At 35.7% G+C, this 21703-nt stretch carries 24 protein-coding genes; 12 read left to right on the top strand and 12 right to left on the bottom strand.

Features of this window, described 5'->3' with window-relative positions:
• Positions 1-65: 65 nt before the first annotated feature.
• The 6 genes from LZQ00_RS02565 to LZQ00_RS02540 are packed head-to-tail and all read left to right on the top strand — an operon-like array spanning position 66 to position 8839.
• Entirely contained in the window at positions 66-1532 is a 1467-nt protein-coding gene (locus LZQ00_RS02565; RefSeq protein ID WP_234511661.1) for a type I restriction-modification system subunit M, read from the top strand.
• Positions 1532-2839 carry a restriction endonuclease subunit S gene (locus tag LZQ00_RS02560; protein ID WP_234511660.1) on the top strand — a complete coding sequence of 436 codons (1308 nt, stop codon included), beginning with the start codon at positions 1532-1534 and terminating at the stop codon, positions 2837-2839. The genes LZQ00_RS02565 and LZQ00_RS02560 overlap by 1 nt, the downstream gene beginning before the upstream one ends.
• Positions 2840-2899: 60 nt before the next feature.
• On the top strand, positions 2900-4555 hold the full coding sequence (locus LZQ00_RS02555) for an AAA family ATPase (RefSeq protein ID WP_234511659.1): 1656 nt from the start codon (positions 2900-2902) through the stop codon (positions 4553-4555).
• A complete protein-coding gene (locus LZQ00_RS02550; protein ID WP_234511657.1) occupies positions 4548-5291 on the top strand; it encodes a hypothetical protein in 744 nt (247 codons plus the stop codon). Before LZQ00_RS02555 ends, LZQ00_RS02550 begins: the two co-directional genes overlap by 8 nt.
• 7 nt (positions 5292-5298) lie before the next feature.
• Complete coding sequence (locus LZQ00_RS02545) at positions 5299-7530, top strand: McrB family protein (protein WP_234511656.1); 2232 nt, start codon at positions 5299-5301, stop codon at positions 7528-7530.
• Positions 7514-8839 carry an McrC family protein gene (locus LZQ00_RS02540; protein ID WP_234511654.1) on the top strand — a complete coding sequence of 442 codons (1326 nt, stop codon included), beginning with the start codon at positions 7514-7516 and terminating at the stop codon, positions 8837-8839. The genes LZQ00_RS02545 and LZQ00_RS02540 overlap by 17 nt, the downstream gene beginning before the upstream one ends.
• Positions 8840-9015: 176 nt before the next feature.
• Here the strand turns inward: LZQ00_RS02540 and LZQ00_RS02535 are convergent, their stop codons facing one another.
• From LZQ00_RS02535 to LZQ00_RS02500, 8 genes are all read right to left on the bottom strand, one after another.
• Positions 9016-9690, bottom strand: a complete 675-nt coding sequence (locus tag LZQ00_RS02535; RefSeq protein ID WP_234511652.1) for a hypothetical protein — start codon at positions 9688-9690, stop codon at positions 9016-9018.
• A gap of 1342 nt (positions 9691-11032) precedes the next feature.
• Positions 11033-11203, bottom strand: coding sequence for a hypothetical protein (locus tag LZQ00_RS02530; protein ID WP_234511650.1), 171 nt, complete (start codon positions 11201-11203; stop codon positions 11033-11035).
• Positions 11196-11438 carry a hypothetical protein gene (locus tag LZQ00_RS02525; RefSeq protein WP_234511648.1) on the bottom strand — a complete coding sequence of 81 codons (243 nt, stop codon included), beginning with the start codon at positions 11436-11438 and terminating at the stop codon, positions 11196-11198. The genes LZQ00_RS02530 and LZQ00_RS02525 overlap by 8 nt, the downstream gene beginning before the upstream one ends.
• Positions 11435-11842, bottom strand: a complete 408-nt coding sequence (locus LZQ00_RS02520) for a DUF5675 family protein (protein WP_234511647.1) — start codon at positions 11840-11842, stop codon at positions 11435-11437. Before LZQ00_RS02520 ends, LZQ00_RS02525 begins: the two co-directional genes overlap by 4 nt.
• A complete protein-coding gene (locus LZQ00_RS02515) occupies positions 11842-12603 on the bottom strand; it encodes a hypothetical protein (protein WP_234511645.1) in 762 nt (253 codons plus the stop codon). The genes LZQ00_RS02520 and LZQ00_RS02515 overlap by 1 nt, the downstream gene beginning before the upstream one ends.
• Before the next feature lie 467 nt (positions 12604-13070).
• Positions 13071-13613 carry a hypothetical protein gene (locus tag LZQ00_RS02510; RefSeq protein ID WP_234511643.1) on the bottom strand — a complete coding sequence of 181 codons (543 nt, stop codon included), beginning with the start codon at positions 13611-13613 and terminating at the stop codon, positions 13071-13073.
• Between the two features lie 505 nt (positions 13614-14118).
• The gene (locus tag LZQ00_RS02505) at positions 14119-15732 is read right to left on the bottom strand and encodes a helix-turn-helix transcriptional regulator (protein ID WP_234511642.1); all 1614 of its coding nucleotides are present in this window, start codon (positions 15730-15732) and stop codon (positions 14119-14121) included.
• On the bottom strand, positions 15665-15901 hold the full coding sequence (locus tag LZQ00_RS02500; RefSeq protein ID WP_234511640.1) for a hypothetical protein: 237 nt from the start codon (positions 15899-15901) through the stop codon (positions 15665-15667). Before LZQ00_RS02500 ends, LZQ00_RS02505 begins: the two co-directional genes overlap by 68 nt.
• A 617-nt stretch (positions 15902-16518) precedes the next feature.
• Here LZQ00_RS02500 and LZQ00_RS02495 point away from each other — a divergent pair.
• Genes LZQ00_RS02495 through LZQ00_RS02475 form a run of 5 tightly spaced genes read left to right on the top strand, consistent with a single transcriptional unit; the run spans position 16519 to position 18666 of the window.
• Complete coding sequence (locus LZQ00_RS02495; RefSeq protein ID WP_234511638.1) at positions 16519-16695, top strand: hypothetical protein; 177 nt, start codon at positions 16519-16521, stop codon at positions 16693-16695.
• An 11-nt stretch (positions 16696-16706) separates the two neighbouring features.
• Entirely contained in the window at positions 16707-17168 is a 462-nt protein-coding gene (locus LZQ00_RS02490; RefSeq protein WP_234511636.1) for a hypothetical protein, read from the top strand.
• Entirely contained in the window at positions 17165-17647 is a 483-nt protein-coding gene (locus LZQ00_RS02485) for a hypothetical protein (RefSeq protein WP_234511635.1), read from the top strand. Before LZQ00_RS02490 ends, LZQ00_RS02485 begins: the two co-directional genes overlap by 4 nt.
• A 1-nt stretch (position 17648) precedes the next feature.
• Complete coding sequence (locus LZQ00_RS02480) at positions 17649-18110, top strand: hypothetical protein (RefSeq protein WP_234511633.1); 462 nt, start codon at positions 17649-17651, stop codon at positions 18108-18110.
• Between the two features lie 37 nt (positions 18111-18147).
• Positions 18148-18666, top strand: a complete 519-nt coding sequence (locus LZQ00_RS02475) for a hypothetical protein (protein WP_234511631.1) — start codon at positions 18148-18150, stop codon at positions 18664-18666.
• A gap of 215 nt (positions 18667-18881) precedes the next feature.
• Here the strand turns inward: LZQ00_RS02475 and LZQ00_RS02470 are convergent, their stop codons facing one another.
• The 3 genes from LZQ00_RS02470 to LZQ00_RS02460 are packed head-to-tail and all read right to left on the bottom strand — an operon-like array spanning position 18882 to position 20062.
• Positions 18882-19262, bottom strand: a complete 381-nt coding sequence (locus LZQ00_RS02470; protein ID WP_234511629.1) for a DoxX family protein — start codon at positions 19260-19262, stop codon at positions 18882-18884.
• An 11-nt stretch (positions 19263-19273) separates the two neighbouring features.
• Positions 19274-19732: an SRPBCC domain-containing protein gene (locus LZQ00_RS02465; protein WP_234511627.1), complete on the bottom strand. Its 459-nt coding sequence runs from the start codon at positions 19730-19732 to the stop codon at positions 19274-19276.
• Positions 19733-19738: 6 nt separating this feature from the next.
• Entirely contained in the window at positions 19739-20062 is a 324-nt protein-coding gene (locus LZQ00_RS02460; RefSeq protein WP_234511625.1) for an ArsR/SmtB family transcription factor, read from the bottom strand.
• A gap of 86 nt (positions 20063-20148) precedes the next feature.
• Here LZQ00_RS02460 and LZQ00_RS02455 point away from each other — a divergent pair, with 86 nt between their 5' ends.
• Positions 20149-20667 carry a group III truncated hemoglobin gene (locus LZQ00_RS02455; RefSeq protein ID WP_234511624.1) on the top strand — a complete coding sequence of 173 codons (519 nt, stop codon included), beginning with the start codon at positions 20149-20151 and terminating at the stop codon, positions 20665-20667.
• Positions 20668-20711: 44 nt separating this feature from the next.
• On the opposite strand, the gene LZQ00_RS02450 is transcribed toward LZQ00_RS02455, so the two are convergent.
• Complete coding sequence (locus LZQ00_RS02450) at positions 20712-21371, bottom strand: sterol desaturase family protein (RefSeq protein WP_234511622.1); 660 nt, start codon at positions 21369-21371, stop codon at positions 20712-20714.
• Between the last annotated feature and the right edge of the window lie 332 nt (positions 21372-21703).

Raw genomic sequence — 21703 nt, 5'->3', positions numbered from 1 at the left:
CATCCTATCTATTGAAGAATAGGAATTTTAATAATTGAAAATAAAAAGAAAATACAACATATAACATGAGTGCTGAAGAAATTGCCCAAAAACTATGGAACCTCTGTAATGTCCTACGTGATGACGGAGTAACCTATCACCAATATTTGAATGAGTTAACATATATCCTTTTCCTTAAGCTTTCAGAGGTCAGGAAATTTGAAAATGAAATTCCAGAAGAATACCGTTGGGAGAGATTCAAATCTATAAAAGACAACAAAGAGCTATACGACACCTATCGTGAGTTACTGGCAACGATTTCGGCCAAAACAGATAATGCAACTATAAAAGAGATCTATACCAATGCTTCTAGTATGCTCCGCAAGCCCGTTAACCTGCGCACATTGGTGACTGCTATTGATGGTATCGATTGGTTTGAGGATACAGAGAAAGATCAGATTGCGACAATCTACGAAGAACTGTTAGAGAAAAATGCCAACGAGAAGAAATCTGGTGCTGGGCAATATTTCACACCTCGTCCTTTGATCAATGTGATGGTTGATCTCATGGTGCCCAAGATTGGTGAAAAATGGAACGACCCCGCAGCAGGTACTTTTGGGTTTATGATCGCAGCAGACCATTATCTCAAAGAAAAAACAGACAACTATTTCACGCTAACGGAAAAAGATAGACAATTTCAAAAATACGAAGCTTTTTCAGGTTACGAGCTCGTACAAGACGCTCACCGTTTGGCACTAATGAATGCCAAACTACATGGTATCGAGTCGCCCATAGCACTAGCAGATACTTTAAGCCAAGAAGGCGAATCCTTCAAAGGATACGATGGTGTATTAGCCAATCCACCTTTCGGAACGAAGAAGGGAGGTGAACGACCAACACGTACGGATCTAACGTTCTTAAGTTCCAATAAGCAACTGAATTTCTTACAGCATATCTACCGCTCGCTTCATAAGGATGGTAAAGCACGCGCTGCTGTAGTATTACCAGACAACGTATTGTTCGAAGACGGTGACGGTTTAAAGATTCGCCGCGACTTGATGGACAAGTGTAATCTACATACCATACTACGTTTACCCACAGGGATATTCTATGCTGCAGGTGTCAAGACCAACGTTTTATTTTTTACTCGAGAGAAAACCGAAACCGGCAACACCAAAAACGTATGGGTCTACGATATGCGTACCAATGCACCAAGCTATGGCAAGCGTACACCATTTACGCGTGCAGCATTTGCCGATTTCGTAAAAGCATATACTGGAGGAACTTCTATTGATGAAGTCAAAGAAAACTGGCAAGGTAATATTGACGAAGCTAAACGTGCAGAAATAGCCAAAGATGACAAGCGCTGGCAGGTCTTTACGAGAGAAGCAGTAGCGGCCAAAGCGGATTCGCTAGATATTGGCTTAATAGCAGATACTTCACTCACTAGCAGCGAAGATCTCGGAGAACCAATCGATATTGCTAAAGAAGCTATGTCGGAGCTGAATGCCATTAATAAGGAATTGGAAGATTTAATCAAGGAGTTGAGCTAATGGAAAAAGTATTGCCGAAAGGCTGGGTAGAGACGGAATTGGGATCTGTAAGTGAAATAGTAACAGGAAACACTCCTTCAAAATCTGTTACAGAGTATTATGGGGATGATATACTTTGGGTGAAGCCTGGGGATTTTCATGGACAAAAGATCATTTTTAAAACAGAAGAAAAATTAAGCGAATTAGGTTTTCAAAAATCTAGAAAAGTTCCTGCTGGTTCTATCTTGGTAACATGTATTGGTAATTTGGGCAATATCTCAATGGCATCTGAGGATTTAGCAACAAATCAGCAAATTAATTCTATTGTTATACCTCATGATAAACTGAGTAGAAAGTATATTTACTATTATTCATTAACACTGAAAAAATGGCTTATTGATAATTCTACCTCAACCACGATTTCGATGGTCAATAAGTCTGTTTTTGAGAAAGCTCCAGTAGTATTCCCCCCACTAGCCGAACAAGAACGTATCGTCACTAAACTGGACAAACTCTTTGCCCAACACGAAAAGATAAAAGCAGCACTTGACCGTATTCCGCAATTACTAAAAGATTTCCGTCAGCAAGTGTTGACGCAGGCAGTCACCGGAAAACTAACTGAAGAATGGCGTGAAGGAAAGGATTTGGAAGAGTGGACAACCCCTATGCTTAAGGATGTTTGTTTTGGATTTAAGTATGGATCATCTTCTAAATCGGATGATGAAGGGAACGTTGCAGTTCTAAGAATGGGAAATTTGCAAAACGGAAAACTTGATTTATCAGACTTAAAATATTCAAATAACATGGCCGAAATCCAAAAATACTTTTTAGAATCAGGTGATGTATTATTTAACAGAACAAATAGCCCAGAGTTGGTGGGGAAAACTTCAATATATAAGGGGGAAATTCCTGCTATTTATGCAGGCTATCTAATAAAAATTGAAAATGATAGAACTATTCTAGATTCTGATTATTTGAATTTTTACATGAATACCCCCCAAGTTAGGACTTGGTGTAATGAGGTAAAGTCAGACGGTGTTAGTCAATCAAATATAAATGCTAAAAAATTAGCCGATCTAGAGATCCCACTACCGACTCTCCGAGAACAACAAGAAATCGTTCGTCGTGTTGAAAGCTTATTTGCTAAAGCAGATGCTATTGAAGCGCATTATCAAGCGCTAAAAGAGAAAATAGATAGCTTACCGCAAGCTTTTCTACACAAAGCCTTTAAAGGTGAATTAGTTCCTCAACTTCCTACAGATGGAGATGCAAAGGATTTGTTAGCGGAGATCATCGCTCTTAAAAATGAATCTAAAAAGAGAAAATAACAACATATAATCAGTAGCCGGTACCAGGCTACTGATTAGTATACTATCCTAAAACCAATAATGAAAATTAAAAATATTTATATTTCCAAATGGAGAAACATACCAGAGCAAAAAATATTTTTTGACACAGATCTCACTTCTTTAATCATAGGCCAAAATGGATTAGGTAAATCTAATTTACTAGAAGCTATGACCTTAATTTTTGTGGCTATTGCAAATACAGATACAGATTTAAATCTCTCTAATTTTGATAGTAGATATTTTTCTTTTGAAATAGAATATCTACTAAAAAACAGGAGTATTATAATCACATACGGAATCAATAGTACCTATCAAATTAAAATAGACAACCAAATTTATAAAATAAGAGAAATTAAGGATGGTATAGACCATTTTGATCACAAAATTCTTTCTCGAATAAATGCAGACCTAATTCCAGATCATTTTGTAACCTATTATTCTGGTCAAAATAAAAGATTAGAGCAAATACTTCAAAAATTTGAAGCTATATATATAAAAGGTTTGAAGGCTAATAAAGAGACTTCGTTTCTGACGAATAGAAGAAAATTCATGTACTTAAAAAACTTTCATTCACCAATATTAATGTTAGTACTGTGCATCTTCAAAGAAGTAGAAAAAGTAAGTGAAAAATTATATTCCAAAAAAGTTTCAAATCTATTACAATATCTAGGTATTGAGTCAATTAATTCATTTTCTTTAACCTTGAACAGTCCTGAATGGATTAACAAAAAAAATCCTCATAAAACAAGTGAAGAAGAAAAAATTGATAATCGATTTACAGAGTTTATTCATATGTACTTAGAAGATGAAGAAAAATATGATTATCCATTTTGGAACCTTAAAAGCTCAACTGATAAATTATTAAAATGCTTAGCATATTCATGTGATTTAATTTCTTACGATAATGCGGATGATATTAAATCTATATCAGATTTTAAAGAAACGATCGAGTTTAATAACATTCAAATAGAAGAATTCAAAGAACATATCATAAAATACTTTGATACGCCTTTGGAATTATTTTATGCATTAGAAAGTTTAGTCTTATTAGATATTCTTGATATCCAAAATGATTTAAAATTTGAAATAATAAAAAAGGCTACTTCAACTGAAGCAAATAATCTATCTTATGAATCCCTAAGTGAAGGAGAAAATCAATTGTTCATAGTATTGGGGATTGTTTTAGTGACAGGAACTGACGAAACGGTATTTCTATTAGATGAGCCTGACACCTATTTAAACCCCAAGTGGCAGCGAGAATACATCCATTTATTAGAAGATTTCAATCTAGAAGACGATGATTCACATATAATCGCCACTACCCATAGCCCTTTATTAGTCCAAAATATCGAAGGCATGGAAAATTACAGATATGACCTTATACTATTATGTCGAAATGAAGATGGTACAATTCAATTAGATCAGAATGAAAATGTAATGCGTAATTGGAGAATTGACCAGGTTTTAGCAAGTAAGTATTTTGACTTAATAAATACTAGGCCTGCTAATATGGATTCATTTATGGTAAAAAGATCAGAATTACTTAGTAAAGATAACTTGACTCCAGAAGATTATTCCTTTTTAAAATCTATCGAGGAAAATGATTTATTGCCAAGTGGAGAAACTTTAAATGATTTCAAAGCTATGCATTTAATTCACAAAGCTGTTAAAAGATTACCTAAAGAAAATGATTAAAATAAATAAAACCCTAATTATAGATTCAGAAAGGTATCTTACAGGTAAGTACAAAGGAGTGCAAAAGTGGAAAAAATATCAATTAGATGCAAACAAACATTATGCTTCTGCAAGTGCTATAGCATACAATTTCGGCTCTGGTTATGAGGTTTTTAGACAGGAACTTTTGAATGATCAAGGTCCAAAATGCTGTTATTGTGAGAAAGGTATTGAAAATGGAGAAATTGAACATTACAGACCTAAAGGCACATGTCAACAGGCACGCGGAGGAGCAAAAATAAACCCAGGATACTATTTTTTAGTTTACAGATGGAAAAATTTATTAATCTCTTGTGGAGAATGTAATGCAAGTGGGCAAAAGGGTATTTTATTTCCAATAAACGGACCTTCTAGAGCCACCTGTCTAACAGAGCTAGATCAAGAAGATCCAGTAATAATTAATCCAGCATTTGATGCTCCTGAAGATCATATCACTTTTAATGAAGATATTCCCGTAAGAATTACTGATAGAGGGCAAGAAAATATTGATATTTTTAAGTTAACAGACCGAGGAGATATTGCAAATAGCAGAAGAGATCGATTTATGTTATATAAAAGAGAGAAGCAGTTATTAAATGCAGGCTTATTAACCTATATCGAAGAAGTTGAGGCAAAACGTATTATTAAAAATGCTACGAAAGATAAACATCCATTTTCTGGAATGATAAGAGCCAATCTAAAAAAGGGAATATTATAATTTAATCATGTCAGACCCAAGATATCAACTATTAAAAGACTTTCAGGCCGAGTGGCCATACGAACGTATTCAGCGTATGACCCTTAAAGAATATACTAATCGAAATAAAAATTCCTTTTGCTATTGGTTAGAAGCCAAATCCAACGACTTGGGAAGTATATGGGGTGGTTCTTCTTTTAAATTCGGAATTTACGAAAAAGATCAGAAACACAAAATATATAATACCCGTGGTAGAAAGAGTGACAGCGAATATGCATGGTATGCGAAATACGGAAGCACCAGAGATGAGGCTTTTGAGAAAGTCAAATCTTTACTCATTGAAATATTACATACTGTTAAAAAGAAAGATTACACAGCTATTGATGGTATAGATCTTGGGGATACTATAAAATGGAAGCTTGCTTTCATTTACAGTGATTTTCAAATCCTGAATGTATTTAGTAAACCAAAGCTAATCAATATTTGTAGAGAGTTAAAGCTACCGTTAGATAAAAAGGATACATTTTTTGAGTTACAAGACCGAATACTAAAGACCAAACCAACACATCAAGATTATTTTGTATTCGGAGATCAGTTTTGGAGAAATATCGAACCTTCAAAAGAACTTATAGAAACGTTGACTGCATTGCAGATTAATTTGACTGAATACTTCGAGGTGTTAGATAAGTTGATGGAAGAACTGGATATTCAGCGAGATTCTGAGAAGATATATTTCAATTATGAGGGGCCCAAAAAGCTGATTCTAGGAATCGGTCAGCGTTATATTTTTAACTTGGATACCGAGGGATTTCGCTTCATAAGTAATGAACCGGTTACAGATCGTTATGAGAAGTTTGATGGAATACCAACAGCTTTTTTGAATCGTACCCCAATTATAAAAGACATTGAAAAAACAATAGAAATTATATCGGCTTCTGCTGGTAGCATACTTTCAAATACGATAAAATCTGGCTTCCTGAAGCATGACAAGACGGATTTAAGAGAAATGGCTTTCAATAAGTTATTTCGTAATCAAGTATTTAATCTATTAGTACCTGAACAAGAACCTATATCAACTTCAAGTGACACTATCATGAACTTCCCTCTCAATCAAATCCTTTTTGGCCCTCCAGGAACTGGAAAGACGTATAATAGTATAGACAAAGCTGTAACCATCACAACTGGTAGATCAGGAACTCACGCCGAAAACAAAGTTGAGTTTGATCGACTACGAAAAGAAGGACAAATTGAATTTGTTACCTTCCATCAAGGATATTCCTATGAAGATTTTATGGTCGGCATAAAGCCGAATGCAGATACAGAGCAATTGACTTTTAGGCCGCACAAAGGGATTTTCTATAAAATAGTAGAGAAGGCGAAGGCAAACCACATTGCTAATAAAGATAAGAAGACGGAAATACCCTCCTTTGAAAGAACCTTTGATGATTTGATAGCGCCGCTTGAAGACGGACATCATGTTGAAATACCGATGAAGGGAGGCAATGCATTTACTATTACAGACGTTGATAATGGTACCATCCGTTTTAAAAAACCAAACGGTTCCGAACGCCATACATTAAGCGTCGATACATTAAAAGCGATTGTAGAAGAAAAAAGAGAATTCCATTCAGGTCTAGGCGCTTATTATAAACCGCTCGTAGAGTTAATACACAGCAAGCAACAACCAGTTGCTGCTCCAACCCCTTTAAAAAATTATGTAATCGTTATTGACGAAATCAATCGTGCCAATATATCTAAGGTCTTTGGCGAACTGATCACCCTGCTCGAAGACGACAAGCGCATGGGGGCAGAAAATGCACTTTCCTTAACCTTGCCAAATGGCGAACCTGATTTTAGTATTCCACCTAATGTGTACATTATTGCTACTATGAATACCGCCGATAAATCGATTGCTTTAGTAGATATAGCGCTTCGCAGACGTTTTGAATTTGAAGGACGTTATCCAGATTATAATGTACTTGAAGAGCCGTCTCGGACTATTTTACATAAAATCAACGATGCCATATATGCACGTAAGAAAACTGCCGATTTTCTTATCGGGCATGGCTATTTTATGAAAGGGGAACCACTAGACACAGTATTGCTCAAAAAAGTTATTCCTCTGCTGATGGAATATTTCTCTGGACGTACAGAAGAAGTTCAAGCTATTTTAAAGTCAGCTAATATTAACGCAGAATATAATACGCAGCGTTACATCTGGATTGTAGACACGATTACAGGCAATGAAATCCATAACTAGTTACGAATTCGGTCAATCTTTTGGCATCACTTCAAGAAAGATATTGGAGCAATACCTTTATGCAGTTTGGAATTCACACTATAGTTATGAGGAAGAAAGTGCAATCTCGAAAAATATAACAGAGAATATCCAATCCCGACAAGGTATACTCCGCTTTGATGGTAATACAGCTCGAGCAAGAAATTTCATTGGGTTTATTCAAACCGAACACGAATCCATCGAGATATATCCGAAAGTATTTCGCGAAGCTGATATGGAGAAGCGTATGATGCTCCAGCACCTCTTTTATTGGTTTGACTATTGCCGAAAGTGGAAATTTCCGTTTACTAACGTAAATCTGAGTGATTTACAAGATGTCGATCTGCCAGAATTGATCATAAATCTAATTGCCAGTCAGTTATATGAGGTTATCTCTACAAATCCCATTTCACTTTATCAAGATATGGAAGAAGCGATGTCAAAACCTAAAGGCTCGCTAAACTTCAGCCGTTATATTTCAAATAGCATGGCCAATGGTAACTTTCATATGTTAGAATGTGACCACCAACCAATGGAATATGATAATAGACTCAACAGAACCATTAAATATGTTGCACGGTTATTATTATCAAAAACTCGATTTCACGAAACCCGTCAGAAACTCGACGACATTATTTTTTTGTTGGATGAGGTAGAAGATCAAGTCTGCAACACCACTTTTTTAGACAATATTCCAATCAGTCCATTTTATCAGGAATACCAAACAACAATCGGCCTTTGCCGTATGGTGTTAGAACAACATATCTATAACCACCATTACGAAGATTCAAAACATTGGTCGTTACTTTTACCAATGGAATACGTATTTGAAGATTTTATCGCAGGGTTCTTAGAAAGACATTTTTCGGAAGACTGGGAAGTGAAATATCAAAAGTCAGAAATGTATTTGACCGACCAACAAATATTTCAAATGCAACATGATATTTTTTTAACATCCAAAAAATATCGGAAAGCCAAAATTATCTTAGACACCAAATACAAGTTACGAGGTAGTTTTAAGAATGATAAGAAAAGAGGGATAGCCCAAAGTGATTTGTACCAAATGACATCCTATGCATTCAGGAGAGGGATTAATAATGTAGTGCTTTTATACCCAAACCAATCTGATTCGATAAATTCTCCTGATGTATTCCATATTTCAGAACCAAGCCTTTCTCAAGTTATAAAGGTCACTGCTGTAGAAATTCCATTCTGGTCGAGTACCGGCCACCACAATATACACTCCCAACTTTACTCCACTTTGAATAGTTTACTGAGTAATTTTTCCTAAGTCTATTTTCTAGGTGATAAGACTTGTCTTGTTTGAAGCTATACTAAAAGCAAATCCTCATCCTCCTTCAGCAAAGAATGACGTCAATCCAAAGAGGCACTCCCCATGTGTGTTCAATTCCCAAGGTATTAGAATGTTTTCTCCTAAAACAGGAACTGGTATTAAACATAGGTTTCTCAATAGCGTCTTCTTAGATATTTACTGACCAATACGTTGAATCTGTTCTGGACATTCGTGCTTTCCAAATCAAAAGAGATAATCTCGTCATACATTCTATTACAAGAGATTAATAGTTTAGATTCAACTTTTTTCAACCAATCTAATGATGACGCACGATCAATACCCATGTATTCTTCGTTTTTAAATGTCCAATAAAGATAAAAAATCACTAGTTTAAGTATAGCTTGATCATTAAGTGTCTTAATATCTGAATACATTTTGATTGCCTGATCGATATTGTATTCTTGATTATCATAATCCATAACGAAAGTTTCTCTCGGATACCCCATTTCAACAAAATCATCAAAGAATAACACATGTTCTATGCAATTGCATATTGTTAGAGCAAAAGCTTTAAATACATCTTGCGAGAACATCTGAAAATAGTCAGCGGTATTTAAGCCCTTAGATCGTAATTGTAGATGCAAAAGCTCATGGGTAAACAAGCTCTTGCTATACATTTTATCTGTCAGAATATACACATCACTATTTTCATCTTGATAGTCTAGTTGATAAAACTTGTAATCATCATTAACACCAATTCTAAACTGGTTAACCATAGATTCCCACAATGTGTAATTGCGGTCATCGATGAAATATCGTCTTATATCTTCCTCTGTTAAAAAACCCATTTTCTACTTATATATTGGATTCAGTACACTTCCTAAAGCGCACACATACATTATATTCTACATTGACGAATTTACTGAATAATTTCACCAATCTATAAGTTGTGTGGTCAAATGAACTCAAATTGTAACGGATACTAAATTAAAGGAAGGAAATAAGGCATTCCTCGTCCTCCTTCAGCAAAGAATGCCGCCAATCCAAAGAGGCACTATATGATTCAGCCAGATATTAAAAAGGCATCATATAGAGCCTCTTTGCCCTTCGGGTGCTAACGCAGATTGTCATTATCCTTGCAGTTCAGTCCTGTTCCATCCACCGTCGCCTCGAATTTGGCTCGCCTGCAGATCGCTCGGGCTGCGGTGTCATCGGTGGCCAACGCTACCATCGTCCATTTCCCTCAGCAAAAAATAGTGCCAATCCTGTAGGCACTATGAACCCAATACCAAAGTCCAACAGTCATAGAGCCTATCAGCCCTACGGGTGCTACGCAGATTGTCACTATTTTTGCCGATCGGTCATTACCTCATCGCCGCTACTCCAGTGCACACGGAGCATCGCTTCGGGGCGCCTACATTCCACTACGCTCCATTATCGGCTACGTTTGCTCAGCACCGCGTTCACTTTCATAGCAGCTTTCCACTACATACCTAGGCACCTTGTGTTGGCGAGCTTTCGGCTGTCACTATTTTTGAAAAGGCCAAAACACATCCATCGTCCCACCCGCTTCAAAAATACCGCCAACCAATCTCACCAACATATGCTGGCCCCCGGTACTTCGTACCTCTCGGTCCACCACCCTCGCTCAACTCGCAGACGGCGAGCAAGTGCATCCGTACTTGTGCAACCCGCTTCGCTCATTGCACAAGTACGAAACGACAATGTAATACTAAACCCGAACGGAAAACCTCTCACACCCTGCGGTACATGCCCTCTCTTCCTACGTCATCACATCCATACACCTCAGCCCCCAATGCAAGAGGTATATCACCTACGGCTCATACCACTTGCGAAAAAATTGGAGGTACTGCGCGATAGAAAGGCAAAAAAAGGAAGTAAAATTAATTGAAGAGGGCTAAACAGCAAGATCAAGCCAAGGTTTTAAACAAAATCTCCATCCGCCTACGGCCGGATAGTATTTTCCTTAAAAAACTTGCTTTATTAGCCCATCTCAATTGAAACAGGAGACTTTCTTTTTTTTCCTTTTTTCTTTTGGAGTAAAGCTCTTTTTTATGAGTTCTGCTCACAGAATTAAGCATTCATCAAATGAAGAAAATTATCTTCATAAACAATAAAAGCCCGGCACAACACCGAGCTTTTATTAAATTGAATAAAGCCACCACAACTTCATTTCTTTCTTTTGGTCAGTGACCCGAGTAATAAAGATACACAAAAACTAACAGCAGCACCAATCGCAGCCAGCAAAATAGTTTTCAAGATATCACCGACGATCAACGCAGGATAAGCACCCAAAAGTAACCCTCCAAAAGTACCGTGTCCAATCGCAGATCTATTCATCGTTCACACCCTCCGCATCCTTATTCAAGCGCTTATCATCCACCGTCACCTGACTAATAGCCGAGATTACCCCTCCAGCAACTGCCAAATATCCACCAACTGTAACAATAGCTGCAGGCAATGCAACTGGAGCTGTCAATATAGCTCCGCCAATTGTCGCCACAACAATACCAATATTCCGCAGCATCTTAAAAAACTTCGGAGTAGGAGCCTGAGCTCGTTCAACTACATTCATAAATCCCCCTTTCTTTTAATCTCCAAAAACACAGAATCACCAGCATCAATCGAAGCATAAACCATTTCCTTAAACCGATTAAAAGCCTTTACTGACTCTAATCCTTTTCCAATACCTGTAAGTTGATTAACAGGTGCAATACAACCTCTCAATTCACTTAAAGCATCATTAGCAGGATGAAACAAAATCTCACTACGTCCATCAACATCCTTTAGCAACACATGCCACTTAAACCGCTTACTGTACCGCTTCGTCAACGGATACATTCCTTCCGGAATGCAAGAATTACTACGGACATTATCTAACCAGGGCAACTCAATCGCATAACACACAAATTCACCACCGATCCAAATCTCACCATTAGTACCCTGACCATGATAAGTCCGCAATAATCGTACAACCATTACACGCCCGTATCTACAGCAACCAAATTCAGCGCGTTAAAAGCACCATTATTCAAGGAATAGAACGAACCATTCACCTGCTGAAGGAATTCAATACCGAACACCAAAAACAGCGGCTTAGTTGACCCCGGTACCCCAAGGTCATTGCTTAACATCGTCAGAGCCGTATTTACGTTGTCATAAGGTAATTCAGCCGTACTTGATTGAGCCAGAACAAAGGTCTCGTTCTCAAAATCGACTTCTACACCAGCAGAAATAAAGCGAAAATGCGTCGTCCCACCAGGAGCAACAATTTGACTTCTCGGATTAAAGCTCGACACATTAACATCCATTACTCCACCCAAACGATCAATTTCAAATGTAAAAGGAGCATACACTGTCGCTGATAAGCTCGCATTTCCATTGAAGTCAAAACTCTGCAGTAAAATCAATTCACCGTCCAGCACATTACGCTGACCACGATCACTCACCGCATCCGCTTTGATCACCGCCATCATTTTCTTAACCAAGCGCGAAATCATACGCGAATCCTGCGTCTTATTCAATACCGGTCGAATCGCCGTACACAAAGCCTTACTCGCTTTCCCCGCTCTTCCAAACTCCTGGGCATTCTCACGTGTACGCTGAAATTTCGGATCGTTCATAATACGATCCCGATCCACGCCACCTTTCTGACGGGCCAAATACCCGTCCTTACTTTTGTAAAAGGTAATATCCCCGATAGTACCTTTTAATTTGATAATACTAGATTGTCTTGCCATTTCTCTAAAATTTAACCCACCACCGCTGCAGCAATTGTGAAAACCTAAGACAAATCTTATCAAAACAATCTATACGAAAAAAAACATGCATTCCATATAGCGTTAATAGACAAGGACTAACAAAATCAAACCATAAATAATTCGTAAATTGCAACAACGAATAGCCACCAATACAAATCACAACTTGTTACCAACTTGGCAGCAGCAAAAATTAGTCAGCTGATGTAGTTAATCAGTGTATCCGCAGTAGAGATAAAGAATACATAATGTATTGGTATGAAAAGAATTTGTATTTACCCCAAGGACATCGCAAGGATCACTGGTAAGAGCTACCGTCAGAGCCTACGCATCTACAACGCCATCAAAAAGAAATACAGTAAAGAAGCTCATCAGCTAATAAGTCTAGATGAGGTATGTAAATATCTGGGACTAGATCCCGATCAAATAAAACTAAGTTTATAAAAAGGTTAATCGTACTTTTCCCGTAACTCTAACTTTTTTATCCTAGATCTAATGGCGCCAGGGTTACGTTGAAATATCTCTGCTAATTCCTTAGTATTGATACCATCACAAAATAGCTTTTCAAGTCTCTCGTCATCGTCAACGGACCAAGGCATATATGCTTGGGGATAAAGCTTCCTTTGTTCTTCATAAAGCAGATCGTTTGAACTCTTACTGAATTTCACACCCAATTCGGTTTTCGGTTCTTCTTTATGTTCTGCAGGACCATTTTCAATACCCCTCCAAACATTATCTAATAAGCTGGAGCGTGAAACAAACTTCATACGGTCAATCTTATCAATTTTCGCTATTGATCTATTTAAAGCATCCCTTAAGCCCCTAGCATTTTCAATAGGTATTCGGATCCTCTTGTGATCCAATCGACCATCTGTTGGGTTGCTTTCAGCAATAATTAGATAAAAACACTCATCGATACTCATAACAATATTGAAGATATATTCATTCATGCCGATATTCACATGATCACTAAAAAGGCTTTTATGTCCCATAATAAATAGTTAATTGGTGTACAATCAAAAAGTAGTAATACCAAATCTAATGAATTAATACGAAGAAGACTAATAAACAGCCATCTACATATGCAAATACTAGCTCAATCCTGCCTTATTCCGCAGTTCATTTCGTATCTTTGTATAAGAGAATGGAAGTAGGAATATTATAAAACGGATTTAGCGAGACCCTTTCGAGACCCGCAAAATCAAGTGTTTATAAACAGATAAATTTCAACGCGTTACGAGCAAGGTTCGAATCCCTCGCTCTCCGCCATAATAAAAAGAAAGCCCGATGTCAATCGGGTTTTGTTGTTTATGGACTTTTGCAAACAGCGTTTGAACAAAAGAGCATAAACAACAAAAGGAATGAGCGTAGCGAATGGCTTTATTTTTATATGAAGCCTCCCCCTTTAGGGATCATGAAATAATCCTTGCTCTCTACTAAAGGGTCTTTATCAGAAGGAACTTTTTTTATATTTTTAGATAGTTAATTAGATTCCTCCTATCCTATTTCTTTAATATAATTTATCAAATCTGTTTTTGCAGCCAATTCAAATTTTTGTTTTAGGCGGTACTTGGTCATCCGTACACTTTTGGGTTCGACATTCAGTAAATTGGCAATCATTTTTGTATCCATTCCAAGGTAAAGATATGCGCAGTACTTAAGATCTAAAGATGTTAGTTTTTGTTTCGCTTGCTTATTTAGGTTATTGAAAAAATCAGGATGCATTTCCTGAATATGGAATTTTGCTTTTTCAAAATCATTATCCGTGAGCGTTTCTTCCCTTATTATCTGCTGAATGTTTACAGGTACCTGGTTAGCAAGTTTTTGTTTCAATTGCTGTAGCACATTGTTTTTATGTTCCAGATGCAACTTATTTGCCATTACCTCATTCTGCAATTTTTGTTGTTGCAGTGTCAACAACTCCTGCTCAGCTTTTAAACGAGCCTGTTCTTCTCGTTCATATTTTATCTGTATGGTCGATTCGTTCTTTTGAGCAGCAAGCTGTTTCTCTCTAGCTAAAGAATACCTAAGATTGAAATGATAGGAACGAAACATAAAAACAGTAGTAAGTCCACCAATGCCTATGAGGGCTATTAGAAGATATTTTTGTTTTTTCTGATTGGCAGTTTTTTCCTGTAATGATTCTATTTCCTTTTCTTTTTTGCTAAGTTCAAATTGTGCATCCAGTCTTTTAGTCACTTTTCCTGATTGTTCATCAAAAAGCAGATTACTATATTCCGTAATTTTTTGCTGATATCCGAGTGCTTTTTCATAATCTCCTTTTTTTGTACTCAGCTTAACTAAAGAGGTCAGCACATTTATAAGGGTATGATAATAAGGTTTTTTCATTTTCATCATCTGCTGATAGGCTGTTGTCAGGTAACTTTCAGCGGCCTGAAGATTATTCTCGATCATACTGAGCTCGCTGAGCATACCATAGCTACTGGCAACTATTTCGTTATTACTTGAGGGCGATATGCGCAATGCTTCTTTTATATTGTCACGTATTTTCTGTTTAATTAGGGGATCATTGGTATTGTAATATTGCAGATAATAACTGGACTTGTTGTTTAGACAGTGGGTGTAAGCAGTGTTCGTTACCTGTCCTGGATACTGATGGAATAGGTCTATTGCCCTATCAAGTGGATCCATAATACTGTCCAGATACCTTTTTTGTCGTGTGTCCTCATAGCGAAAAGTGTATACTACAGATAGGGCGGAATAAATCATTACCAACGCATTTTTATTGGAAGATTTTTGGGCAAATGACAACGCTTTACGGATATACATCAAAGATTTTTGTTCATCATTCCATTCTGTGTAAATGCCGTAAAGGAAATAATAGATACGAGCAGTAAGAAGTGGCTCCTTCTCCTGATCAGGGATATTGGAGAGTGCCAGTTGAAGATATTTTAATGTATGTTCACGGTCAAAAAGAGTGCTATATAGTATGGCTGAAGCATAATGAGCATAGGCCAGACCTAAGGTATTTTCTTGTTTTTTTGCTGACGCATATGCCTTATCAATATATTCTTTTGACTTATCAAAGTTTTCTGTATTGGTATTTACTGTTTTTAAGACTGAGTTCTGCCATCTGTATAGCTTCAGCATCATTTTCGTTGGAACGATACCAGTCTGCTAGTTGTTGTTGAACAGCAACTGCTTGTTCAGGTGTCGGGTTTGTATTCAAGATATGGCGTAAACTATCTACAAAACGTTGTTGTGCCTGAATGCTAATCGAAAAAAAAATGAAAAAGGTGAGTTGAATGATTTTTTTCATATCCAAATGTACAGAAATCTGTAGTCATTTTTAATGACTACAAGAATTATCCATTATAATTTAAAAAAATACAACACATTGATTTTTAGATAATTATATTTAATGTAGATGTTTTGTAGTAGTTCGATTTCACTGCTGTAAGAATTCTGTAGTCATAGAAGAATAGGATTATGAAAGGTCATCATGCATTTTTGTTTCATCGATCTTTACAAATAAATCATAAATATCATGAACAACAAAACGCTTTCGATCGTATCTTATATCCCTCTTATTGGGTGGCTGATTGCCTATTTCAACGGTAAAGAAAATGCTAATAGTTTTTTAAAGTATCATCTGAAACAATCGTTTGGACTACTGATTGTAAGTGTGGTCTTTAACATTGCACTGGCTATTGTGATAACAATTCTACCAGCTCTATCCTTTTTAAGCCTAATTTGGATTTATATTTATTGTGTTAATGATTATTGGTATCATCAATGCAGCTAATGAAGTTCAAAAACCATTGCCTTTGATAGGGAAAATGTTTGAAAACAAATTTTCTTTCATTGGGTAATCGTCTTGAAATCGTTGCTATATCTAATAGCATTTTTAAAAACGTTAAAATAAATATTATTAAAATGAAAAAAACAATTGGTGTGTTTCTCATTCTCATCGGTTCTTGTCTGGCTTTCATCATGAAAGTTGGTCCAGCGAAAGAAACTGCGTGGATGTTTATTTATGGAATCTGGCCATTAATCCTTATCGCTGGTATTTTGCTGATAACAGGTTTAGTATTATATAACAGAAACAGATAAAAACAATCATGATGAATGAGTATAAGTGCTATCAGGAAATAAGTTCCAAAGTTTACAAGAAAGCAGACTGGAAGCGACAGTATCTGTTATTTGCGATTATTCTCTTTGCCATAGGAGGTTTGTTTCTCATCAAAGCACCAGATATTGAGGCCTGTATAGTGACAGCGATAGCAGTTGCTTTCGGGTTTGGATTTATCAATAAGATGTTCAATAGCCTACAAATAGATATGAACAATGAGCGTATAATTCAAAAATCGAGCTTGTTGGCTAGAACGCAGATTATTGCCTTTTCAGATATTCAGAACTTTAATATCAGCAATAATATCTATGTTTTGGTATTGATATCTTCTGCATATGCTTTAGTAGAAAGAAAAGGTAAATCTAAATATATCCTTTTAGGGCAAAGCTTTATGAATAGCAAACATACACAACAGCTTTTGCTGGAAACAGAAAGAATAATAGGAAGAAGATGAAAAAGCAGATGATGTACTGGAACAATGGGAACTTGGTACTAACCCCAAATCGTGTTTATAATAAAATAGCCAACAATATCTTCATTTTGGGGTTGCTGTTTTTAATCTTGGGGTTGTTCTTATTTATGCGATTAAATGATTTCTGGCAGCTGCCATTGGCTATAGGACTTTGCATGGGACTGCCCGCCTTGATATACAAAATTACAGTTGTACAATGGCAGGTTATTATTCCACAAGGAGAGGATATTCCAATTGTTTTTCGTTTAGGGAAGCTTTATAAATGTCATATTTATCGGAAACATGAAGTTGATATTGTTTGCAATACTGTGAATGGAAATACTTTTTTTGCTATTGCAGATAAACAAAATCCTTACGGGAAATCCTATCAGATTAGTCCTTTCTTAAACAAGCAAAAAACAGCTTTTATATTTAAGGAAGAGGTTCTTCCAATTATTTACGAACAATTAAACAACGAATAAGATGAAGCCCTTCCTATACCTTATTCCAGAAGCAGAAACATATAAAATCAAACGTTTTTTTTCTTTTCATCATCTGATACTTTGTATGTGGATGCTGATTGGATTTGCCATTCTCACATACAGCGATTATACCAAAACAGGAATAGCAATTATTATCATTACTATTATATCTCTTGTTTTTTTATTACTAAAACCTTCAAAAAACAGAGTTTATCCCTATGATAATATACTTCAGGTAGATGTGCCTAGACGAGGACTATATCAGGAAACTTTTGATTTTAGTCAAATACTGGGATTTGAACTGGAGACGATCAGTTTTGCTCATATTACACTTGGAGCATATTTATATGTAAAAACTATTAACAATAATGGTAAAGAAGGTAAACATCTGCTAGGAAGTTCTCTTGGAAAAAAGAAAATGCAGACGCTTTCCAACGAGTTGGATCAAATTTCTAAACAATAGAAAATGCAGTTGTTAAGGTATTTTATTCCAACAGTAAATGAGTATAAAAGATAAATTAAGGGTAGAAATTGAACCTGAACGGATTTCGTTACAGCCTAACAGAGGATTAACCTCTAGTCTTATCTGGTTTGCTATAACAATCATAATAACAGCAGTTATTTGGACAATATTTCACAAACAGTTGGGAGAAGGTGGTGAGTTGTTATGTATAGGTATTATTATTTACTTGAGTATTCACGGATTAATAGATTATATTTTCAAACTAAATGTGCAATATGAGTTTGACCGTTATGCAAATGCTGTTTATAGAAAAAATCCACTATTCGGTAAGAAACAGCTGATGCAATTAGACGAAGTGGTTATCTTTACAAATGCGGATACAGGCGATTGGTATTATGCGATGGGCATTAAAAAGAAACAATTTCTAAAAAACTATAAAATAAGCCCTAGATTTGGAGAAGGTAAGGTTTCGAAAAAGCTAGCATTCGATTATGAAGATGAGGTATTAGTTTTTATTGAAGAGCTAATTGCAAAGTTACCTCCAAGAATAAGATAATTTTTGATTGCAGAATTTATTTGTATCCAATATCAAATCGGACAAAATACAGCATAGTGCTTGAAAAAGTGATAAAAGTGGATGGCTCTCTTTTCAGATGAAGCCTCCCCCATTAGAGATCATGAAATAATCCTCGTTCTTCACTATAAAAAGAAACCCCTACATGAAGTTGGAGTTTCTTTTTATGCCTTTGTCTTACTGTTATCAAAATGATGTTAGGAATTCGTCGTTGTTATTTTTCTTGACGATGGTCTCAAATACCAGGAGCATATCGCTAAGCTAGCAATGACTAATGGCACAATGATATGAAAAATAGAATCATGCACAGCTATATGTGAAGCAGAGGCTCCTGTCATAGCAAAAAATATTCCCGCATAAGCCCACTCTTTTACTAATGGGAACTTCGGGATAAGTAGTGCAATAATTGCTAACACTTTCCAAAATCCGATTATTGAAATAAAATAAGTCGGATAACCTAATGGTGCAAATCCGTCAACAACTTGTTTCACTTGAAATAGTTGTCCAATGCCACCAAGCATACAAAAACAAACTAAACATGTAGTGACCCAATAGCCAATATTTTTTGTCCTTTCCATTTGAATTATTTTTAATTGTTTAAAATTTCTTGTAATCTATCATGCGCCATGTTTAAACCGTAAGCAAAAGGTAATTGTAGTTGTTGTGCCCGATGCTTCTCTGACTTATAAATGATTTGCATAGTCAGTTTACTTCTGTCATCAGTAAGTTTTTCAAATTCTAGAAATTCAAGTTGTACACCAATAGACATATTTTCCATTTCAAATGTGCGTATGATCTTTTGATTAGGTACAAATTCATGAATTGTCCCATTTGCCTTAAAGACTATATTACCGTTATGTGAGGTTTCAAACTGGTAACTTCCATGATTTTTATTTTCAAGTTTTACCACTTTTGTTCCCATCCACTGTTCAACAAGTTTGGGTTCTGTATAGGCTTTAAAAAGTAGTGTTAAGGGTAAATCAAATTCCCTGGTTATAACTAATTCTTGTTTGCCATCTTCGGCATTAATTTTTGTTTTTTGTTCCATCACAATTTATTTTTTTGGTTTATAATTTTTCATAACAGTTTCTAATTTATTAAACCTTTCCTCCCACATCTGTCTGAATGGTTCAATAAAGTCTGCTACTTCTTTCATTTTATTAGGATTTATTTGATAGTAAATTTCCCGCCCTTTTTGTTCTTGTTTGAGTAATTCACATTCGGTTAGTATTTGTAAATGTTTCGAAACCGTTGGCCTTGCCGTGTCAAAGTTTGAAGCAATTGCACCTGCTGTCAATGATTGTGAGGTTACTAACAGAAGAATTGCTCTTCTTGTTGGATCAGCTATAGCTTGAAATACATCTCGTCTTAAATTCATTATGTAGTCATTTGACTTCAAATATAAGCGTAGTTATTTGACTACGCAAATTTTTACACCTATATTTTTAAAATACCAAACATAAGATGATTGTTGCAAGTGCTTCTATTCATCAAACAGAGAATCTTATAATCTCTATATCATATTATTTGCCAACAACTACTTCCTTTTTGAACATTCCGTATATTAGTCCTATCAATTCAGCTATTATGGATGTTAAACACGATATAAGAAATATAGAGGACATCAAAGAACTAGTTAATAACTTCTATAAACAGATACAGCAAGATGAGCTTTTAGGCCCTATATTTAGTCAAGTTATTCAAAATAGATGGGACATACATCTGGAGAAAATGTATCGGTTTTGGCAAACAATTCTTTTAAACGAATACACTTATTTTGGGAGTCCATTTCTTCCCCATGCCCATCTTCCTATAGATGAAGAACATTTTGTTCATTGGCTAGGTTTATTTTATAGTACAGTAGATCGCATGTTCATTGGTGAGAAAGCAAATGAGGCTAAATGGAGAGCTGAAAAGATGGCTACTATGTTCGCTCATAAAATAGCCCACATTCAACAAGGAAATAGCAAACCTCTGTTATAAAAAAAGGTTTATATGAAATATAAACCTTTTTTATAACGAATACTCTATTTATTCATGCTAATTTTATTTTCCTTGTCTTCCTCTTTCGTAAATCCTGATCGCAATATTTCATCCCATAATGCTGAGCTGACTCCAAAACCGTGTTCTGGATCTGCATAATGATGCAACATATGATGTTGTTTAATACGTTTGAAAATTCCACTTTTAAAATTCGCATGATGCATGGCATAATGGCATTCATCATATATTAAATAACCAAGCATAAAGCCAGAAAAAAATGCCGCCAATATAATATCTGAATTAAAAAATAATGTAAACAAATAATACACAAATGCTGCTAGTGGAATACTTGCAGATAAGGGCATCACTAATCTTAATCTATCTTTTGGATAATCATGATGAACACCATGAAAAATAAAGGCTATTCTCTTTCCCCATTCACTAGTGGGATGATAATGAAAAACCCATCGGTGTAAGGCGTATTCAAATATCGTCCAAAATGCTAATCCAGAAACAAAATACCCCATATAATTAAGAATGCTTAAGCCACCAGGTCCTAATGCTCTCCAAGAAAAGTAAACAATAACCGGTAAATAAAATATAATAGGGACACTCCAATGAACTTTTGTTAAGGATTCTAGCAAGTCACTTTTAAACATTCTAGAGGATTCGGTAGAGTTTGAAATGAAGTTACGCTTTGCCATAAACTAAAACTATTAATACAATTGTTAAGAACTCAATTTATCTATTGCAAAAATAAGAATTAAAAAAAAGATCAAAAACAACATTCATCAGGTTAACGTCAAATTACTGACTATTCAGCAATAAAAGTTAAAGATATTAAAATAGCACGTTTTCGTAAACGGATTAGATTGCCTCGACCTTATTTCGCATCATTTCCTAATGATACTTGTGAAATGAAGGCAAAGCCATATCAATTAATTTATGCAATTGATTCAACTTAGAAATTGCAATAGTTCGTATACATTATTTCGAGTTTTTCCAGCTTTTGATTAATACAATTTTTTTACAACTT

This window comes from Sphingobacterium sp. SRCM116780, from assembly GCF_021442025.1.
Taxonomy (GTDB): domain Bacteria; phylum Bacteroidota; class Bacteroidia; order Sphingobacteriales; family Sphingobacteriaceae; genus Sphingobacterium.
The sequence above is the reverse complement of the archived record's forward strand: the minus strand, read 5'-3'. Positions and strand labels throughout refer to the sequence as shown.

Excerpts from the sequence above, each read along its gene's own strand:
- LZQ00_RS02495 (WP_234511638.1), top strand. The coding sequence starts at position 16,519 with ATGAAAAAAACAATTGGTGTGTTTCTCATTCTCATCGGTTCTTGTCTG.
- LZQ00_RS02460 (WP_234511625.1), bottom strand. The coding sequence starts at position 20,062 with ATGAATTTAAGACGAGATGTATTTCAAGCTATAGCTGATCCAACAAGA.
- LZQ00_RS02465 (WP_234511627.1), bottom strand. The coding sequence starts at position 19,732 with ATGGAACAAAAAACAAAAATTAATGCCGAAGATGGCAAACAAGAATTA.
- LZQ00_RS02510 (WP_234511643.1), bottom strand. The coding sequence starts at position 13,613 with ATGGGACATAAAAGCCTTTTTAGTGATCATGTGAATATCGGCATGAAT.
- LZQ00_RS02550 (WP_234511657.1), top strand. The coding sequence starts at position 4,548 with ATGATTAAAATAAATAAAACCCTAATTATAGATTCAGAAAGGTATCTT.
- LZQ00_RS02455 (WP_234511624.1), top strand. The coding sequence starts at position 20,149 with ATGATTGTTGCAAGTGCTTCTATTCATCAAACAGAGAATCTTATAATC.
- LZQ00_RS02485 (WP_234511635.1), top strand. The coding sequence starts at position 17,165 with ATGAAAAAGCAGATGATGTACTGGAACAATGGGAACTTGGTACTAACC.
- LZQ00_RS02490 (WP_234511636.1), top strand. The coding sequence starts at position 16,707 with ATGAATGAGTATAAGTGCTATCAGGAAATAAGTTCCAAAGTTTACAAG.
- LZQ00_RS02530 (WP_234511650.1), bottom strand. The coding sequence starts at position 11,203 with ATGAATAGATCTGCGATTGGACACGGTACTTTTGGAGGGTTACTTTTG.
- LZQ00_RS02535 (WP_234511652.1), bottom strand. The coding sequence starts at position 9,690 with ATGGGTTTTTTAACAGAGGAAGATATAAGACGATATTTCATCGATGAC.
- LZQ00_RS02520 (WP_234511647.1), bottom strand. The coding sequence starts at position 11,842 with ATGGTTGTACGATTATTGCGGACTTATCATGGTCAGGGTACTAATGGT.
- LZQ00_RS02515 (WP_234511645.1), bottom strand. The coding sequence starts at position 12,603 with ATGGCAAGACAATCTAGTATTATCAAATTAAAAGGTACTATCGGGGAT.
- LZQ00_RS02540 (WP_234511654.1), top strand. The coding sequence starts at position 7,514 with ATGAAATCCATAACTAGTTACGAATTCGGTCAATCTTTTGGCATCACT.
- LZQ00_RS02560 (WP_234511660.1), top strand. The coding sequence starts at position 1,532 with ATGGAAAAAGTATTGCCGAAAGGCTGGGTAGAGACGGAATTGGGATCT.
- LZQ00_RS02545 (WP_234511656.1), top strand. The coding sequence starts at position 5,299 with ATGTCAGACCCAAGATATCAACTATTAAAAGACTTTCAGGCCGAGTGG.
- LZQ00_RS02475 (WP_234511631.1), top strand. The coding sequence starts at position 18,148 with ATGAGTATAAAAGATAAATTAAGGGTAGAAATTGAACCTGAACGGATT.
- LZQ00_RS02470 (WP_234511629.1), bottom strand. The coding sequence starts at position 19,262 with ATGGAAAGGACAAAAAATATTGGCTATTGGGTCACTACATGTTTAGTT.
- LZQ00_RS02500 (WP_234511640.1), bottom strand. The coding sequence starts at position 15,901 with ATGAAAAAAATCATTCAACTCACCTTTTTCATTTTTTTTTCGATTAGC.
- LZQ00_RS02450 (WP_234511622.1), bottom strand. The coding sequence starts at position 21,371 with ATGGCAAAGCGTAACTTCATTTCAAACTCTACCGAATCCTCTAGAATG.
- LZQ00_RS02505 (WP_234511642.1), bottom strand. The coding sequence starts at position 15,732 with ATGCTGAAGCTATACAGATGGCAGAACTCAGTCTTAAAAACAGTAAAT.
- LZQ00_RS02525 (WP_234511648.1), bottom strand. The coding sequence starts at position 11,438 with ATGAATGTAGTTGAACGAGCTCAGGCTCCTACTCCGAAGTTTTTTAAG.
- LZQ00_RS02480 (WP_234511633.1), top strand. The coding sequence starts at position 17,649 with ATGAAGCCCTTCCTATACCTTATTCCAGAAGCAGAAACATATAAAATC.
- LZQ00_RS02555 (WP_234511659.1), top strand. The coding sequence starts at position 2,900 with ATGAAAATTAAAAATATTTATATTTCCAAATGGAGAAACATACCAGAG.
- LZQ00_RS02565 (WP_234511661.1), top strand. The coding sequence starts at position 66 with ATGAGTGCTGAAGAAATTGCCCAAAAACTATGGAACCTCTGTAATGTC.